We start from the raw sequence: 17,257 nt of genomic DNA, 5'->3' as shown, positions 1-17,257 counted from the left end.
GGCGCGGTGGTGGGAGTGCGCTGCTCGGCAGCGGCAGTCATGCGGGTTTCCCTCCATTCGGGATCCGTGCTGTGCGCCCTGGGGAGGGCGCCGTGCTTCCCGGCGCGGGTGTGGCCGGGTGACCCGTCGAAATGACGGGCACGTGGGTGGTGCACACGTTGTCACCGCGTGCGATGGTCGCCAGTCGTTGCACGTGAGTACCCAGAAGTTCCGCGAAAGCCTCTGTCTCGGCTTCACACAACTGAGGGAACTCGGCGGCGACGTGGGCGACCGGGCAATGGTGCTGGCAAAGCTGTTCGCCGACACCGACCTGACGGGTCGACGCAGCGTAACCCTCCCTGGTCAGCGCCGCAGCGAGGGCCTCGGCACGGGTGGCCGGGTCGGTGTGCTTGGTGATCGCGTCCTGATGCGGGCCGACCAGCGAAGCGACACGAGCCTCCGCGAAGGCCTTCACGGCGTCTTCGCCGGCGTGCTCGGCGAGGAAGCGGATGGCCGAGGACGCGAGGTCGTCGTAGGCGTGCCCGAACCGGGCGCGGCCCGTTTCGGTGAGCAGGAAGTTCTTGGCGGGACGGCCTCGGCCGCGCGGGCCGCGGCGGGGCGCGTCCCGGGTTTCGGCCTCGCCGTCGGCGAGCAGCGCGTCGAGGTGACGGCGGACGGCGGCGGCGCTGATGCCCAGCTGATCGGCCACCTCGACGGCGGTCATCGGACCTTGTTCCAGCAGCAAGCGGGCCACTTCGTGCCTGGTCCGACCCTCGGGGCCGACCTGTGCGGGGACAGGCTGGACCTCGGCGCGGGGCATGTCGCCACCGGCCTCGTCCTGCGTCCCCGTCTTTTTCACAACACAAGTGTGACGTATTTCCGGGGAGACGGCAAAGAGGGGTGGCTCACGGAGTGGCGTGGGTCACTCTCGGGGGCTGAAGGACGCTTTCCCCACATGCGATGAGACGAAAGCGTCCTTCACCGCGTCGCATGCGGCGAAAGGCCCCTTCAGCCCTCGGTAACCACGTACCCGCTCGGTCTGTTCCCGCGATCGCTACCCTTCGTGCGTGGCAGTGGGCGATCACCCGGCAGGGCGGGACACGGACGAAGCAGGCCCGGAGAAGTACCCGGCCGCGGGGTCGGTGGCGACGCTCTCTCCCGGGCACCCGCGTGAACCGGAGCCGCTCGACGACAAGGAACTGCGCGGGCTGAACGTCGTCCGCCGGTTCGGCGCGGTCGGTTCGCTGTTCCTCGCCCTCGGCTCGCTCGGCGCGGGCGCCGCGCCGGTGATCAACCCGGTGCAGGAGATCCCGGTCCTGCGGCTGTTCACCCGCATCCCCATGGTCTCGCTCGCGATGGGCCTGGCGGGGATGGCGATCATCGTGCTCAGCTGGCTGCTGCTCGGCCGGTTCGCGCAGCCGGCCCGCCGCCGCCTCGCCACCCAGGGCCAGCTCGCGCGCACCATCGCGCTCTGGTGCGCGCCGCTGCTGTTCATCCCGCCACTGTTCTCCCGCGACGTCTACAGCTATCTCGCGCAGAGCGAGATCGTGGCCCGCGGGATGGACCCGTACTCCCTCGGCCCGGCCGAGGCGCTCGGCGTCTCCGACCCGCTGACCTCGGGCGTCTCCAACATGTGGCGCGAGACCCCGGCGCCGTACGGCCCGCTGCTGCTGCGTCTCGGCGGCTGGCTCGCCCCGCTGAGCAGCGGCAACATCGTCACCGGCGTGCTGCTCCAGCGCGGGCTCGCGCTGATCGGCGTCATCCTGATCATCTGGGCGCTGCCCCGGCTGGCCAAGCGGTTCGGCGTGCAGCCCGCCACCGCGCTCTGGCTCGGCGCGGCGAACCCGCTGCTGATCTTCCACTTCGTCGCGGGCGCCCACAACGACGCGCTGGCCATCGGGCTCATGGTGGCCGGACTGGAGGTCGGCCTCCAGCGGATGCCGGTGCGGTTCAAGAACGACGAGCCTCCCCCGCTGGCCAAGGGCGAACTGCTCTACATCGGACTCGGGGTGGTGCTCATCACCCTCGGCGTCGCGGTGAAACTGAACGCGATCCTGGCGCTGCCGTTCTTCACGGTGATGGTGGCCAGACGCTGGCACGGCCGGATCAAGGACCTGGTCACCGCGGCGGTGCCGATGGCGCTGCTGTTCGGGGTGGTGCTGGTGGCGGTCTGTTACGGCACCGGTCTCGGCTTCGGCTGGGTCGGCGCGCTCGGGACGCCGGGACTGGTCCGCTCGTGGATCTCCCCGACGTCGGAGCTGGCCGCGCTCGGCGGTGTCCTCGGCATCGCGCTAGGCCTCGGCAACCACACCAACGCGATGGTCCCGATCCTCGGCGCGCTCGGCTATCTCGTCGCGGGCGCGGTGACGGTCAAGTTCCTGTGGGACAGCTTCAAATGGCGCTACCGGCCGATCATCGGCCTCGGGGTCTCGCTGGGCGCGGTGATGGTGCTGCACGTGGCTTTGCAGCCCTGGTACCTCTTGTGGGCGATCATCCCGCTCGCCGCGGCGGCGGGGACCTCACGGTTCCGCATCGCCGCGACGATCGTCACCGCCGTCCTGCCGTTCCTGCTGCCGACGACGGGAAGCACCTTCGAGGGCCGCGGTTTCGTCCTGCCGTTCGCGTGGGTCGCCGCCGGGGTCGTCACGCTCGTGGGGCTGTTCGTCGTCCACCGCCTCTCACCGCTGCTGCTGTCCAGACCGTCCCCGGAGCATTCGGTCCCGGCGTGACGCCGTATCGTGACCTGTCGTGAACACCCCCGCCGTCGAGATCACCGGGCTGGTGAAACGCTACGGATCCACCACCGCGGTCGATGGACTCGATCTGCGGATGGACCGCGGCACTCTGCTCGCGCTGCTCGGCCCGAACGGGGCCGGCAAGACCACCACCGTCGAGATCTGCGAAGGCTTCCTGCGGCCTGACGGCGGCGAAGTCCGGGTCCTGGGCATGGATCCGTCGCGTGAGGGATCCGCTCTGCGGCCGCGGATCGGCGTGATGCCCCAGGGCGGCGGCGCGTACCCCGGCGTCCGCGCCGACGAGATGCTCGGCCTGGTCGCCGCGTGCGCGGCGAATCCGCTCGACCCGGCCTGGCTGCTGGACGTCCTCGGTCTCGCGGGGGCGCGCAAGACGCCGTTCAAACGGCTTTCCGGCGGGCAGCAGCAACGGCTCTCGCTCGCCTGCGCGCTCGTCGGGCGCCCGGAGCTGCTCTTCCTCGACGAGCCGACGGCGGGGATGGACCCGCAGGCCCGCCGCCTGGTCTGGGATCTGCTCGAAGCGCTGCGCGCCGACGGGGTCAGCGTGCTGCTCACCACGCATCTGATGGAGGAGGCCGAAACGCTGGCCGACACCGTGGTGATCGTGGACCACGGCAAGGTCGTCGTCGAAGGCTCCCCGCAGTCGCTGACCGTCGAGGCGGGCGAGAGCGCGCAACTCCGGTTCAAGGCCCGCACGCGGCTCGACACCGGTCTTCTGACCGCGGCGCTGCCCGAAGGCCACCTCGTGCACGAATCCGCGCCGGGGACGTACCTCGTCGAGGGCGCGATCGACCCGCAGGTGGTGTCGACGGTGACGGCGTGGTGCGCGCAGCAGGGCGTCATGCCCGAGGAGCTGCAGGTCGGCAGGCGCACGCTGGAAGAGGTCTTCCTGGAGCTGACCGGACGGGAACTGCGCGCATGACCACCACACCCACGCCCCGGTTCGCCCCCGGCACGTTCACCCCGGCCCCCGGCCGCGGTTCGCTCGGCAAGATGCTGCGCACGCACGCGAAGGTCGAGGCGAGCCTGACCTTGCGCCACGGCGAGCAGATCCTGCTGACCCTGCTCATCCCGCTCGCGCTGCTGATCGGCTTGTCGCTGCTGGACATCCTGCCGTCGTCGCAACTCGGCGATTCGTCCAAAGTGGACTGGATCACGCCGAGGATCCTGGCGCTCGCGGTGATGTCGTCCGCGTTCACCGGGCAGGCCATCGCGCTGGGCTTCGACCGCCGGTACGGCGTCCTCAAACGGCTTTCCGCCACCGCGCTGCCCCGCTGGCTGCTCGTCGCGGGCCGGGTGGCCGCCGCGCTGGTCGTGGTCGCGCTGCAGGCGGTGATCCTCGGTGTGGTGGCCGCGCTGCTGGGCTGGTCGCCGTCGCTCGGCGGGATCCTCGGCGCGATCCCGTTCCTGATCGTCGGCACGCTCGCGTTCGGTGCCCTGGGCCTGTTGCTCGGCGGGGCGCTGCGCGCGGAGGCCGTGCTGGCGCTGGCGAACATCGTCTGGTTCGTACTGCTGCTCGCCGGCGGCATCCTGCTGGCGCCGTCGACGATGCCGACCGGGCTCGCGACGGTCGTCGAACTGCTGCCGTCGGGCGCGCTCGCCGAAGGCCTGCGCTCGGTGCTGCTGGACGGTTCGTTCGGCTGGGGTCCCTTCGCGGTCCTCGTCGGCTGGGGCGTCGTCGCGGGCGCGCTGGCGAGCAGGACCACCAAGCTCACCTGAAGCTCTTCTGAGGCGGCGGACACACCCCACGTAGCCGGTGGAACGCTCTCAGGAAGGGCGTTCTAGCATCGGACGGTGCCGTTCCAGAGCCTTGTAGCGCGTCTGCCGTATCCCTCGTTCGCGGTTCAGCGAGCGGTCGCGATAGCGGCGGTGATCGCCCAGGCCGGAATCGGCGTCACCGGCTCGGTCGTCCGCGTCACGGGTTCGGGCCTCGGCTGCCCGACCTGGCCGCAGTGCGTCGAGGGCAGCATCGTCCCGGTGGCACACCCCGAGTTCGACGCGCTCACCCAGTGGATCGAGTTCAGCAACCGGATGCTGACCGGCGTCGTCATCGCCGTCGCCGCGCTGTGCGTGATCACCGCGTGGCGCGTGCAGATCGAGCACCCGAGCCGCCGCCGTCTGGTGAAGCTGGCCTGGACGATGCCCGCCGGCGTGATGCTGCAGGCCGTCGTCGGCGGCATCACCGTGCTCGCGAAACTCGAATGGTGGACCGTCGCGCTCCACTTCCTGGCCTCCACTCCCCTGGTCTGGCTCGCGGTCCTGCTGCTGCGCGCGTTCAACGAGGGCGACGAGCCCGCCCGCTGGCTGATCCCGGACGCGGGCCGTAAGACGCTGATCGTGCTCGCCGCGACGATGTGGGCCGTCCTGGTGGCGGGGACCACCGTGACCGGTGCGGGACCGCACGGCGGCGACCCCGGCACCCACCGGTTCCAGGCCCCGATCGAGACGCTCACCCAGGTCCACGGCGGACTGCTGGTGGTCTATTTGATCGTGCTGGCCGTCTTCGGGCTCCAGCTGATGCGGGGCGAGACGCCCAAGCAGTTGTGGCAGCGATACACCATCGTGTGGGTCATCGCGCTCGCCCAGGGCGTCCTGGGCTCGGTGCAGTACGCCCTGGGCGTGCCGGAGGCGCTGGTCTCGTTCCATGTCCTCGGCTCCGCGCTGGTCATCATCTCGACGGCCGCGCTCTGGTGCGGTTCCCGCGATCGCGGTCCCGTTCCCTCCGCGACGGCGCCCGAACGCGAACTCGCCACCTCGAACTGAACCGGACGTAACCCCCAGGCGGCGTACTCGCCAGACGGTGCCCTTACGCTGCGCCTCGGTACCCCGTCCGGGAGTGACCGCCGAGTCCTAGGCACACGAGGTGTCGCATGACCGCCAGCACCGATCCCGCACCTGGGGAAACCCAGTCGAAACCGCTGATCTCGCACCGCCGGGGTTCCGGCGAGATGCTGATACTCAAGACCTTCCTGCTGGTCCCGTTCGTCGCGCTGCTCGCCGCCGTGCCGATCGTGTGGGGCTGGGGCATGACCTGGGTCGATCTCGTGCTGGCGGCGGTGTTCTACACGCTCGGGACGCTCGGGGTGACCGTCGGATATCACCGCTACTTCACCCACGGCGCCTTCAAGGCCGGGCGGCCGCTGCGGATCGCGCTCGCCATCGCCGGGAGCTTCGCGGTGCAGGGCTCGGTCATCTTCTGGGTGGCCAGCCACCGCCGTCACCACGCCTTCGCCGACCGCGAAGGCGACCCGCACTCCCCCTGGCTGTTCGGGACGTCGCCCGGGGCGCTGCTGCGCGGGTTCTGGCACGCGCACATGGGCTGGATGTTCAGCCGCGAGGTGACCAACTACGAACGGTTCGCGCCGGATCTGGTGGCGGACAAGGATCTTCGCGTGGTGAACCGCTACTTCTGGCTGTGGATCACGCTCAGCCTCGCGCTGCCCGCGGTGCTCGGCGGACTGCTCAGCTGGTCGTGGTGGGGCGTGGTGACCGGGTTCTTCTGGGCCGGGCTGGTCCGGATCGCGTTCCTGCACCACGTCAGCTGGTCGGTGAACTCGATCTGCCACCTGATCGGCGAACGCCCGTTCGCCAGCCGGGACAAGGCGGCGAACTTCTGGCCGCTGGCGATCCTGTCCATGGGCGAGTCGTGGCACAACTCCCACCACGCCGACCCGACTTGCGCGCGGCACGGTGTCCTGCGTGGACAGGTCGACGTGTCGGCGCGAGTGATCTGGCTGTTCGAGAAGTTCGGGTGGGCGCGGGACGTGCGGTGGCCGAAGCCGGAGCGCTTGGCCGCGAAGCGCGTCAAACCCGCCTGACCTCTGCCGCATTTAGTCCTCTGGATGCGGTGGTTGCACGCGCATCTACCGCATCCAGAGGACGAAACGCGTCAGGCGAGTTGCTGGCGCACAGCGGAGGCGAAGCGCCAAGCGGCGGCGGCGTCGGTCTGCCGGAAGCCGAGCGAAGGCTCGACGAGCTCCAGTTCCAGCAGCAGCGGCTTGCCGTCCGGACCGGTGACGAGGTCGACGCGGGCATAGAGCAGTTCCGCGCGCAGGATGCCGAGCAACGCCGCCGTCGCGTCCAAAGCGTCTTCGGCCACGGCACGGAAGGAGGCGGACGGCTGTACGGGCGCGAGCTTCTCCGTCACGTACAAACCGGACTCGTCGAGCTCCCGGCCCAGCATCGCGGCCTTCGAGAACGCGTGCGAGTACACGCCGCCGAAGTACACCAGCGCGAGCTCGCCTTCACTGTCCACACTGGACTGATACGGCTGCATCATCACGGTGTGGCCGTCGTCGTGGAGGGTCTTCAGATGCGACGAGGCGTCGTCGCCGGCCGAGAACTTCCCGACACCCCGGGAGCCCGCGCCGATCGCAGGCTTCAGCACGAACTCGCCCTTGGGCCAGCGCGGAGCGTCGTCACCCGGCGCGATCAGCGTCGTCGGCACGACCGCGACCCCGGCGTCACCGAGTTCGGCCAGATAGGACTTGTCGGTGTTCCAACGCACGACTTCGACCGCGTTGGCCAGCGTCGGCACGGATTCGGCCCACGACAGGAACTCGTCGCGGCGCTCGGCGTAGTCCCAGGTGGCACGCAGCACGACGATGTCCGCGGCGCCGAAGTCGACGGTCTTGTCGTCCCAAGCGGCCCAGCGGGTCTCGAACCCGAGGTCGGCCAGCGCCTCGGGGACGGCGTGCTCGTCGCCGTCGCCTTCCGGCAGCGCGGAACAGGAGACGAGGATCGCGGAGCCGCTCACTTCCCCGCCATCCGGCGGCGGTGCTCGGCGCCGATCTTGGTGGCCTTGACGGTCTCGCTGTCCCATTCGGCGGGTTCGAGGTCCTCGACGGCCTCGACCAGCGCGTCACCCGCCTCCGTGGAGGCGACGACGACGTCGCCGAGCGCGCCGTCGGCGCCCACGAGCACGACCCTGGCGCCGATCCGGCCGATGTTCTCCACCACCGCGCGCGACGGCTTCCCGTGCCGCTTCACGAAGTCGCGGGCGGCCGCGACCTGGCGCGACGTGGGGGCGGCGGTCTCGGTCTTCTCTTCGGTCTCAGCCACGGGCCGAGCTTAACCGCGAACGGCCCGGGACGCGGAATAACCGTGGCGTCGGCCATAGTTGTCCCGGTCGGAACGACCTTGAACGAGGAGGATGTATGCCCACGGCAGTGCAGATCCGGCGAACCGGCGGCCCCGAAGTCCTTGAGCTGGCGCAAGTCGAGGTGGGCGAGCCCGGCGCCGGGGAACTGCTCGTGGACGTCGCCGCGGCGGGCGTCAACTACATCGACACCTATCACCGCGAAGGCATCTACCCGGTCGACACGCCGTTCATCCTCGGGATGGAAGGCGCGGGCACGGTGGCCGCCGTCGGCGCGGACGTGACCGGGTTCACGGTCGGGGACAGGGTCGCCTGGCAGGGTTCGCTGGGCAGCTACGCCCAGCGCCGTCTGCTCCCGTCGTCGATCGCAGTGAAGATCCCGGACGGCGTGACCGAGGAGACCGCCGCCGCGACGATGCTCCAGGGGGTCACCGCGCACGCGTTGATCGCCTCGACCTACGAGGTCAAGGCGGGCGACGACGTGCTGATCCACGCCGCAGCCGGCGGCATGGGCCTGCTGCTGGTCCAGCTGGCCAAGGCCCGCGGCGCGCGGGTGATCGGCACCGTCTCCACCGACGAGAAGGCCGAACTCGCCAAGCAGGCGGGCGCGGACGACGTCATCCGCTACGACCAGGTCGACTTCGCCAAGGCGACCCGTGACCTCACCGGCGGCAAGGGTGTCTCGGTGGTCTACGACGGCGTCGGCAAGTCCACTGTGGACGGCAGCCTGGCGAGCCTGAAGATCCGCGGCCTGCTCGCCCTCTACGGCGCGGCCAGCGGTCCGGTGCCGCCGATCGACCCGCAGCAGCTCAACCGCAGCGGCTCGGTGTACCTCACCAGGCCGACCTCCGCGCACTACGTGCTCACCCGCGAGGAACTGGAGTGGCGGGTGAACGAACTGTTCGCCGCCGTCGGAGACGGCTCGCTGAACATCCGCATCGGCGGCCGCTACCCGCTGGCCGACGCGCGCCAGGCGCACGAAGACCTCCAGGGGCGGCGCACCACCGGCAAGCTCCTGCTGATCCCGTGACGGCGCCTTGGCCCGACGACGTCCGGCTCACCGGCGAGGGGCTCGTCCTGCGGGAGTGGATCGAAGACGACGTCGCGTACCTGCCGGGACTGTTCGACAATCCCGCCGTCGCGCGGTTCACGCCGCTGCCGTCGCCGTTCGACGAGGTGGCGGCGAAGGCTCACTACGAGAAGTACGTCGGAAGCCGCGCGGAAGGCAAAGGGCTGCGGCTGGCCATCACGACCGACGGCGGCGAGCCGCTCGGCGAGGTGGTGCTGTTGCTGAAGGAGGGTCTCTCGGGGCCCGCCGAACTCGGTTACGCCGTCGGTCCCGCACATCGCGGACAGGACCTGGCGGCCCGGTCGCTGCGGGTTCTCACCGCGTATGCGCTGGAGCTCGGGCTGAGCCCGCTGAAGCTGCAGATCGACTCCGAGAACGCGGCGAGCGAGGCCGTCGCGCGCCGGGTCGGCTACGCCCTGACCGACGCGCCGCCGGAGGCGAAGGTCGAGAAGGGACTGGAGATCACCCTGCTCACCTGGGAGTACAGCGGCTGAAGGGGACTTTCCCCGCATCGGACGCAGCGAAAGGGCCCTTCACCGCGTAAGACTCGGTGAAGGGCCCTTTCAGCCCTGCGGGTCAGCCCTTGGCGGTCGGGACGCTCACCGCGTCGGTCACGAACACCAGGGTCTCGTTCGGCGCGATGCCGCGGCCACCCTGGCCATAGCCGAGGTCCGGCGGGATGATCAGCAGCCGCCGCGCGCCCTGCTTGATCCCTTCGAGGCCCTGGTCCCAGCCCTTGATGACGTCACCCGCGCCGAGATTCAGGTCGAACGGCTCGCCCCGGTCGAAGGAGCTGTCCAGCTTCTGCTTGTTGGACCAGGTGACCAGCGAGTAGTTCATCTTCAGCTGCTGACCGGCCTTGGCACCCTCACCGGTGCCGGGTTCGAGGTCCTTGGTGATGAGCTTCTTCGGCGGGTCGCAGTCGTCCGGGATGGTGATGGTCGGCGCCTCGCCGAACTTCCCGGTGGTCTTCACGTCCTCCGCCGTGCACTCCTTGCCCGTCGGGGCCTTCGAGGCCTGGGCCGACGTCGAGGCCGACGCGGGGGCCGCGCCGGAGGACTGGACCGAACCTGCGGTGTTCTGTTTCTCGCCACAGGCCGCCAGGGCGAGCACGCCCGCGCCGATGACCACGATCTTGCCGAATGTGCGCATGCGGCCGACCTTAGCCAAGACCCTCCAGAGCCGGAACAAGGTCACCGGTCTGCACTACGCCCATCCGACGGGTCGCCCTGGTCAGGGCCACATAAAGGTCGTTGAGCCCGCGCGGGGACCCGGCCACGACCTCGTCGGGGGCGACCAGCACCACCGAGTCGAACTCCAGGCCCTTCGCCCGCTCGACCGGCATCACCGAGACCCGGTCCCCCGCCTCGCCGAGTGCCTCGGACACCTTCTCGATCATCGGGACCGGGCACAGCACGACGACCGTTCCACCGTCCACGGCGGACAGTTCGGCGTCGACGATCCCGGGCAGTTCCGCGGTGAGATCGGCAGGCGCCACGGACCGCAGCCACGGCTCGAAACCGGTCTCCCGCACCGAAACCGGCGCTTCCAGTTCCGGATTGACGTCGGCGAGCACCCGGGACGCGACGGCCATGATCTCCGCCGGGGTCCGGTAGTTCACGGTCAGCTCTTCGAGCCGCCAGCGATCGGCGACGTACGGCGACAGCACCTCGCCCCAGGACCGCGCGCCGCCGGAGGCGCCGGTCTGGGCGACGTCGCCGACCAGCGTCATCGACCGGTTCGGCGACCGGCGCATCAGCAGCCGCCAGTCCATCGCGGTCAGCTCCTGCGCCTCGTCGACGATCACGTGCCCGAAGGTCCAGGTCCGGTCCTGGGCGGCCCGCTGCGCCGCGGTCATCTCGCTGCGGCGATGCTGGCGCTCGGCGAACAGCTCGGCGTCGAGGACGTCGCCGACCCGCAGCAGTTCCTCGTCGACGATCTCCTCGTCCTGTTCGAGGATGTCGAGCACGCCTTCCGCGTACGCGCGGTCTTCCCGCTCGCGGCGGGCGCGCTCGGCCCGGACATCGGTGTCGTCCTCGCCGAGCAGTTCGGCGAGTTCGTCGAGCAGCGGGACGTCCGACGGGCTCCACTTCGCGTCCGTCGGGCTGTAGAGACGCTCACGATCGGTGTCTGACAAGGCTTTCCCGGCAGCGCTGCGCAACCGTTCGCGGTCGGCGAACAGCTCGTCGAGCACGATCTCGGGAGTGAGCTGGGGCCACAACCCGTTGATCGCGGCGGCCACGTTCTTGTCGGCGGCGACCTCGGCGCGGATGTCCTGGACATCGCGTGCGTCGAGCAGGTCCTCCCCCAGTTTCCGGGCGGCCTGGCGGGTCAGCGCGTCGAGGAGGTCGGACACGAAGATGCGGCGGGCGAGGTTGTGCGGACGGCGCGACCGGCGGGCCCGCGTCCGCGCCTCTGTGCAGGTCTTGCGGTCGAGCATGAGGATCTCGCGCTCGAACTCGATCTCCAGCACCGGTTCCGGGACGCGCTGGCGGTCGCGGACCGCGTTGGCGAGCACGTCGGCCATCACCGGACGGCCCTTGATCTCGGCGGCCTCGCGGGTGACCGGCCCGGTGGCGTCCAGGCCCGGGTACAGCTGCCCCATCGTGGCGAGCAGCACCCCGGTCTCGCCCAGCGACGGCAGGACCTGCCCGATGTAGCGGAGGAACGTGCTGTTCGGCCCGACCACCAGCACGCCGCGCGTGGTGAGCTGCTGGCGGTGGGTGTAGAGCAGGTACGCCGCGCGGTGCAGCGCGACCGCGGTCTTGCCGGTGCCCGGTCCGCCCTGGACCACCAGGACCCCGTTCGGCGACGCGCGGATGATGCGGTCCTGCTCGGCCTGGATGGTGGCGACGATGTCGCTCATCTCACCCGTGCGACGGCGTTCGAGCGCGGCCAGCAGCGCGGCCTCCCCCGCGAGACCGAGGTCCTGGCCCTGGTCGGCGGCGGAGAGGTCGAGGATCTCGTCGTCGACGCCGACGACCTTCCGGCTCAGCGACCGGATGTGGCGACGCCGTCGCACACCTTCGGGTGACGCGGCGGTGGCGAGGTAGAAGGGCCGCGCGACCGGCGCGCGCCAGTCGACGAGCAGCGGGCGGTAGTCGTCGTCCTCGTCGAACAGCCCGAGCCGTCCGATGTAGGAGGTCTCTTCGGCGTGGTCGGGCAGGAAGTCGAGGCGGCCGAAGCACAGGCCCTGCTCGACGGAGCTCAGCTGGGACAGCCGGTCGGTGTACAGCGTCGTGGCGACGTCGCGTTCGGTGCGCGCCTGCGGGGTGCCGCCGGTCTGGCGCAGCGTCTGGTCGAGCCTGCGCTGGGCGTCGACGCGTTCGGCGTCGAGCTTGCGGTAGAGGGTGGTGACGTACTCCTGCTCGAGCGCGACATCCCGCTCGAGCGCGTCGAGTTCCCGGTCCGGGGACACGGACAAAAGCAGCCTGCTTTCGGAGGTGGGACAGGGGCCGAAGGGGTTACAACGGCGCCCGCCATCATCTCATTCCCGAGATCTCGCCAGGACCAGGAGGAAGGCCGCCAGCGAGAGGACGGTGGCGACGCCGACCCGTAACCCGGCTGGGCAACGCCCGTCAGCAGGCGGGAACGACCCGGTTCGAACGTCCCGAAGGCCACTTCAGGACACGCGGGCCGCACGCCCTCGGGGTGGTCGCGACTAGCTCGGTCCCCGAATGTGGCGTTGGGGACGTTGGGCGTCTCCAATGCCACATTGGGCGCATCCTCCTCGTTTAGAGCGCTGGAGCGTGCGCCACCGCTCGCAGATCCGCGTGTTCCCGACACGCGTGAAGGCCCCCTTCCCTCGGCTGAGCCGAGGGAAGGGGGCCTTCACGCGCTACAAGAGACTAGAAGGGCAGGCCGATGGTCGGGAGCCCGATGGCCGAGTCCACGGCCAGCGCGACGAACACGATCATCAGGTACGTGTTCGACCGGTGGAACAGCGACATCGGCTTGGTCTCCTCGCCGCGCCGCACCGCCGCGTTCAGGCTGTGCGCGTAGAAGAGGAACCAGCCGCCCGCCAGGATCGCGAACGTCGTGTAGATCCAGCTCGTCACCGGGACCAGCAGCAGCGTCCACGCGACCATCACCCACGAGTAGATGACGATCTGCCGCGCCACGTGCTGCGGGGTGGCGACCACCGGCAGCATCGGGACACCGGCGCGCTCGTAGTCGTCGCGGTACTTCATGCCCAGCGCCCAGGTGTGCGGCGGGGTCCAGAAGAAGATGACGCCGAACATCACGAACGCGGGCCATTCGACGGTTCCGGTGACGGCGGCCCAGCCGATGACGACCGGCATGCAGCCCGCCGCGCCGCCCCACACCACGTTCTGTGACGTACGCCGCTTCAGCACCAGCGTGTAGACGAAGATGTAGAACAGGATCGTCGCGATCGCGAGGATCGCCGAGAGCAGGTTCACCGTGAAATAGAGCACGGCGAACGACAGGACTCCGAGCGTCAGACCGAAGATCAGCGCGCCGCGCCGGGGCACCGACTCCTTCACCAGCGGACGCCGCTTGGTGCGATTCATCACCTTGTCGATGTCCGCGTCGATGACGCAGTTCAAGGCGTTGGCGCTGCCGGCGGCCATCGTGCCGCCCACGAGCGTCGCGAGCACCAGCCACGGCGACGGGATTTCCCGTCCCGCCAGGAACATCGCGGGAATCGTGGTGACGAGGAGGAGCTCGATCACCCTGGGCTTCGCGAGGGCGGCGTACGCGCCGACGACCTGGCGGATTGTTCGCCGGCCACCGTGCGGTCGTTCACCGGTCGGATGTACGGCGCTGGTGCTGTCACTGCGTCCGTGCGCAGCGTTCACCAACGACATTTCACTCCCTGCGTCAGTTTTCGGGGCGGGGCCCACCAGGCTTCCGGGTGATGTGGCGGCCCCGGATACCCGTGTTCTGAACCCTTCCCCGATGTTAGACGTGCTGTTTCCAGAGGGTGATCGCGGGTCCTCGACCGGCCGAACCATTAGGCTGGCCGCGGTAGGTCGCGGCGTGCCTCTGCGAACGGCCCGGAGCAGGAATATCGTCCCTTCCGGATCGATTGAGATTAGTAGCGGTACGCGTGGGCCACCCACGAGGGAAGAGAAGCCACAACCTGATGACGGGGAGTTCGAGTTCAGTGTCCGAAACCGCCTCTACCAGCGAGAAGAACCCACTCCTCCGGCGCAACACGCCCGCCGACTGGACCGACCTCGACACGCGGGCCGTCGACACCGTGCGGGTGCTCGCCGCGGACGCGGTCGAGAACTGCGGCAGCGGTCACCCCGGCACCGCGATGAGCCTGGCGCCGCTCGCCTACACGCTCTTCCAGCGGACGCTGCGTCATGACCCGGCGGACCCCGAGTGGCCCGCCCGTGACCGCTTCGTCCTCTCCGCCGGCCACTCGAGCCTCACTCTCTACATCCAGCTGTACCTCGCCGGCTTCGGCCTGGAGCTGGAAGACCTGAAGCAGCTCCGCAAGTGGGACTCGAAGACCCCGGGCCACCCGGAGTACCGCCACACCAAGGGTGTCGAGACCACCACCGGCCCGCTGGGCCAGGGCCTGGCCAACGCGGTCGGCATGGCGATGGCGGCCCGCCGCGAGCGCGGCCTGCTGGACCCGGACGCTCCGCAGGGCGAGAGCATCTTCGACCACTACGTCTACGTCGTCGCCTCCGACGGTGACATCGAGGAGGGCGTCACCGCCGAGGCCTCCTCGATCGCCGGCCGCCAGGAGCTGGGCAACCTCATCGTCTTCTGGGACGACAACGAGATCTCGATCGAGGACGACACCAAGATCGCGCTGTCCGAGGACGTCGTGAAGCGCTACGAGGCCTATGGGTGGCACACCCAGGTCGTCGAGGGTGGCGAGGACGTCGTCGCGATCGAAGAGGCGATCAAGGCCGCGAAGGCCGAGACCGAGCGCCCGTCGTTCATCGCGCTGAAGACCGTCATCGGGTACCCGGCGCCGAAGAAGATGGGCACCGGCAAGGCCCACGGCGCCGCGCTCGGCGCCGAAGAGGTCGCCGCGGTCAAGGAGTACCTCGGGTTCGACAAGGACCGGGACTTCCAGGTCGACGACGAGGTCATCGCGCACACCCGCCAGGCCGTCGACCGCGGCAAGACCGCCCGCGCCGACTGGCAGGAGAAGTTCGAGGCGTGGGGCGCCGCCAACCCGGAGCGCAAGAAGATCGCGGACCGGATGTCGACCCGCACGCTGCCCGAGGGCTTCGCCGACAACCTCCCGAAGTGGGAGCCGGACGCCAAGGGCATCGCGACCCGCAAGGCCTCCGGTGAGGTGCTCAACGCGCTCGCCGACCCGCTTCCCGAGCTGTGGGGCGGTTCCGCGGACCTCGCGGAAAGCAACAACACCACCATGAAGGGGGCCGACTCGTTCGGCCCGGAGAAGGCTTCCACCGACATGTGGAAGACCAGCCCGTACGGCCGGACGCTGCACTTCGGCATCCGCGAGCACGCGATGGGCTCGATCCTCAACGGCATCGCGCTGCACGGCGGCACCCGCCCCTACGGCGCGACGTTCCTGATCTTCTCCGACTACATGCGCCCGCCCGTGCGGCTGGCCGCGCTGATGAAGGCGCCGGTCACCTACGTCTGGACGCACGACTCGATCGGCCTGGGCGAGGACGGCCCCACCCACCAGCCGATCGAGCAGCTCTCCTCGCTGCGCGCCATCCCCGGCCTCAACGTCGTCCGCCCGGCGGACGCCAACGAGACCGCGTACGCGTGGAAGGCCGTCCTGGAGGACGTCCACCACCCGTCGGGCCTCGCGCTGACCCGGCAGAACGTGCCGGTCCTGGAGGGCACCAGCGCCGGGGGCGTCAAGCGGGGCGGTTACGTCCTCGCCGAGGCGTCCAACGGCAGCCCCGAGGTCGTGCTGATCGCGACCGGCTCCGAGGTCCAGCTGGCCGTCGAGGCCCGCAAGACCCTCGAAGCCGACGGCATCCCGGCGAGCGTCGTCTCGATGCCGTGTGTCGAGTGGTTCGACGCGCAGGACCAGTCCTACAAGGACTCCGTCCTGCCGCCGTCGGTCAAGGCACGCGTCTCCGTCGAAGCCGGTATCGCCCAGTCGTGGCACCGCTTCACCGGTGACGCCGGGGAGAACGTTTCGATCGAGCACTTCGGTGCCTCGGCCGACGCCGGCACGCTGTTCCGCGAGTTCGGTTTCACCGCGGAAGCCGTCGTCGACGCCGCCCGTCGCTCGATCTCCAACACCAAGAACTGAAGGGGAAAGCAAGCATGAGCACCGACAAGCTCGCGCAGCTGTCCGAGGCCGGGGTGTCGATCTGGCTCGACGACCTGTCGCGTGAGCGCCTGAACACCGGCAACCTCGCCGCCCTGATCCGCGACAAGCACGTCGTGGGCGTGACGACCAACCCGACGATCTTCGCCAACGCGATGTCGAAGGGCGAGGCGTACGACGAGCAGACCAAGGAGCTCGCCGCCCGCGGCGCCGACGTCGAGGCCACCATCCGCGAGCTGACCACCACCGACGTGCGCAACGCCGCGGACCTGTTCCGCGACGTCTACACCGCCACGAACGGGGTCGACGGCCGGGTGTCCATCGAGGTGGACCCGCGGCTGGCCAAGGAGACCGACAAGACGGTCGCCGAGGCACAGGACCTGTGGAAGACCGTGGACCGGCCGAACGTGCTGATCAAGATCCCGGCCACCGAAGAGGGTCTCCCGGCGATCACCAGGACCCTGGCCGAGGGCATCAGCGTCAACGTCACGCTGATCTTCTCGGTCGAGCGGTACAAGGCGGTCATCGAGGCCTACTTCGCCGGACTCGAGCAGGCCAAGGCCAACGGCCACGACCTCAAGGGCATCCACTCGGTCGCGTCGTTCTTCGTGTCCCGTGTGGACACCGAGATCGACAAGCGGCTCGGCGCCATCGGCACCGACGCCGCCACCGCGCTGCGCGGTGAGGCCGCGATCGCCAACGCGCGCCTCGCGTACGCGGCGTTCGAGGAGCTCTTCGCTTCGGACCGTTGGAAGGCTCTCGCCGAGGAGGGCGCGAACGCGCAGCGTCCGCTGTGGGCCTCCACCGGCGTGAAGGACCCCGAGTACTCCGACACCCGCTACGTTGACCAGCTCGTCGTCAAGGACACGGTCAACACGATGCCGGAGAAGACCCTCGACGCGTCCGCGGACCACGCCGACGTCACCGGTGACACGGTCACCGGCAAGGGCCCCGACGCGCAGGCCGTCTTCGACAAGCTGAGCGTGGTCGGCATCGACATCGACGACGTGTTCAAGGTCCTCGAGGACGAAGGCGTCGAGAAGTTCGAGAAGTCCTGGGTGGAGCTTCTCGAGACCGTCACCGGGCAGCTGGAAAAGGCAAAGGACTGA

The 17,257-nt window shown here is 69.8% G+C and carries 15 protein-coding genes; 9 read left to right on the top strand and 6 right to left on the bottom strand.

The window, feature by feature from the left end; genetic code table 11:
• Positions 1-37 precede the first annotated feature (37 nt).
• Positions 38-838: a helix-turn-helix transcriptional regulator gene (locus tag B0293_RS22735; RefSeq protein ID WP_407640104.1), complete on the bottom strand. Its 801-nt coding sequence runs from the start codon at positions 836-838 to the stop codon at positions 38-40.
• Positions 839-1,121: 283 nt separating this feature from the next.
• Between B0293_RS22735 and mptB the strand changes: the two genes are divergently transcribed.
• The 5 genes from mptB to B0293_RS22710 all read left to right on the top strand — a co-directional run bounded on the left by mptB (position 1,122) and on the right by B0293_RS22710 (position 6,550).
• The gene (mptB, locus tag B0293_RS22730; RefSeq protein ID WP_039915836.1) at positions 1,122-2,708 is read left to right on the top strand and encodes a polyprenol phosphomannose-dependent alpha 1,6 mannosyltransferase MptB; all 1,587 of its coding nucleotides are present in this window, start codon (positions 1,122-1,124) and stop codon (positions 2,706-2,708) included.
• 19 nt (positions 2,709-2,727) lie between these two features.
• Positions 2,728-3,654: an ABC transporter ATP-binding protein gene (locus B0293_RS22725; protein ID WP_005152234.1), complete on the top strand. Its 927-nt coding sequence runs from the start codon at positions 2,728-2,730 to the stop codon at positions 3,652-3,654.
• The gene (locus tag B0293_RS22720; protein WP_005152235.1) at positions 3,651-4,451 is read left to right on the top strand and encodes an ABC transporter permease; all 801 of its coding nucleotides are present in this window, start codon (positions 3,651-3,653) and stop codon (positions 4,449-4,451) included. The genes B0293_RS22725 and B0293_RS22720 overlap by 4 nt, the downstream gene beginning before the upstream one ends.
• A 75-nt stretch (positions 4,452-4,526) precedes the next feature.
• Positions 4,527-5,495, top strand: a complete 969-nt coding sequence (locus tag B0293_RS22715) for a COX15/CtaA family protein (RefSeq protein ID WP_039915838.1) — start codon at positions 4,527-4,529, stop codon at positions 5,493-5,495.
• Between the two features lie 107 nt (positions 5,496-5,602).
• Positions 5,603-6,550, top strand: coding sequence for an acyl-CoA desaturase (locus B0293_RS22710; protein WP_005152242.1), 948 nt, complete (start codon positions 5,603-5,605; stop codon positions 6,548-6,550).
• A gap of 71 nt (positions 6,551-6,621) precedes the next feature.
• Here B0293_RS22710 and B0293_RS22705 read toward each other — a convergent pair whose 3' ends face one another.
• Both B0293_RS22705 and B0293_RS22700 read right to left on the bottom strand, forming a co-directional pair.
• Entirely contained in the window at positions 6,622-7,488 is an 867-nt protein-coding gene (locus B0293_RS22705) for an ATP-grasp domain-containing protein (RefSeq protein ID WP_005152244.1), read from the bottom strand.
• Positions 7,485-7,793 (bottom strand): hypothetical protein, encoded by a 309-nt coding sequence (locus tag B0293_RS22700; protein WP_005152245.1) that lies wholly within the window; start codon positions 7,791-7,793, stop codon positions 7,485-7,487. Before B0293_RS22700 ends, B0293_RS22705 begins: the two co-directional genes overlap by 4 nt.
• Positions 7,794-7,888: 95 nt before the next feature.
• On the opposite strand from B0293_RS22700, the gene B0293_RS22695 reads away from it, so the two are divergent.
• Together B0293_RS22695 and B0293_RS22690 are read left to right on the top strand one after the other, a co-directional pair.
• Positions 7,889-8,860, top strand: a complete 972-nt coding sequence (locus tag B0293_RS22695) for a quinone oxidoreductase family protein (protein ID WP_005152248.1) — start codon at positions 7,889-7,891, stop codon at positions 8,858-8,860.
• Entirely contained in the window at positions 8,857-9,393 is a 537-nt protein-coding gene (locus B0293_RS22690) for a GNAT family N-acetyltransferase (RefSeq protein WP_005152250.1), read from the top strand. The genes B0293_RS22695 and B0293_RS22690 overlap by 4 nt, the downstream gene beginning before the upstream one ends.
• Positions 9,394-9,475: 82 nt before the next feature.
• Here B0293_RS22690 and B0293_RS22685 read toward each other — a convergent pair whose 3' ends face one another.
• The 3 genes from B0293_RS22685 to B0293_RS22675 form a co-directional block, all read right to left on the bottom strand.
• Positions 9,476-10,051, bottom strand: coding sequence for an FKBP-type peptidyl-prolyl cis-trans isomerase (locus tag B0293_RS22685; RefSeq protein ID WP_005152255.1), 576 nt, complete (start codon positions 10,049-10,051; stop codon positions 9,476-9,478).
• A gap of 10 nt (positions 10,052-10,061) precedes the next feature.
• Positions 10,062-12,317 carry a HelD family protein gene (locus tag B0293_RS22680; RefSeq protein WP_005152256.1) on the bottom strand — a complete coding sequence of 752 codons (2,256 nt, stop codon included), beginning with the start codon at positions 12,315-12,317 and terminating at the stop codon, positions 10,062-10,064.
• 430 nt (positions 12,318-12,747) lie between these two features.
• Positions 12,748-13,728: a heme o synthase gene (locus B0293_RS22675; RefSeq protein WP_005152269.1), complete on the bottom strand. Its 981-nt coding sequence runs from the start codon at positions 13,726-13,728 to the stop codon at positions 12,748-12,750.
• Positions 13,729-14,027: 299 nt separating this feature from the next.
• Between B0293_RS22675 and tkt the strand changes: the two genes are divergently transcribed.
• Both tkt and tal read left to right on the top strand, forming a co-directional pair.
• Positions 14,028-16,130 carry a transketolase gene (gene tkt / locus B0293_RS22670; RefSeq protein ID WP_005152271.1) on the top strand — a complete coding sequence of 701 codons (2,103 nt, stop codon included), beginning with the start codon at positions 14,028-14,030 and terminating at the stop codon, positions 16,128-16,130.
• Between the two features lie 14 nt (positions 16,131-16,144).
• Positions 16,145-17,257 carry a transaldolase gene (tal, locus tag B0293_RS22665; protein WP_005152273.1) on the top strand — a complete coding sequence of 371 codons (1,113 nt, stop codon included), beginning with the start codon at positions 16,145-16,147 and terminating at the stop codon, positions 17,255-17,257.

The sequence above is a fragment of the Amycolatopsis azurea DSM 43854 genome (genome assembly GCF_001995215.1).
GTDB lineage: Bacteria > Actinomycetota > Actinomycetes > Mycobacteriales > Pseudonocardiaceae > Amycolatopsis > Amycolatopsis azurea.
Note: the sequence above shows the minus strand (reverse complement) of the source record. Positions and strands in the feature narration are given on the sequence as shown.

Bases quoted from the DNA above. Each gene is read 5' to 3' on its own strand.
- tal (WP_005152273.1), top strand. From the start codon at position 16,145: ATGAGCACCGACAAGCTCGCGCAGCTGTCCGAGGCCGGGGTGTCGATC.
- B0293_RS22685 (WP_005152255.1), bottom strand. From the start codon at position 10,051: ATGCGCACATTCGGCAAGATCGTGGTCATCGGCGCGGGCGTGCTCGCC.
- B0293_RS22720 (WP_005152235.1), top strand. From the start codon at position 3,651: ATGACCACCACACCCACGCCCCGGTTCGCCCCCGGCACGTTCACCCCG.
- B0293_RS22710 (WP_005152242.1), top strand. From the start codon at position 5,603: ATGACCGCCAGCACCGATCCCGCACCTGGGGAAACCCAGTCGAAACCG.
- B0293_RS22695 (WP_005152248.1), top strand. From the start codon at position 7,889: ATGCCCACGGCAGTGCAGATCCGGCGAACCGGCGGCCCCGAAGTCCTT.
- B0293_RS22675 (WP_005152269.1), bottom strand. From the start codon at position 13,728: ATGTCGTTGGTGAACGCTGCGCACGGACGCAGTGACAGCACCAGCGCC.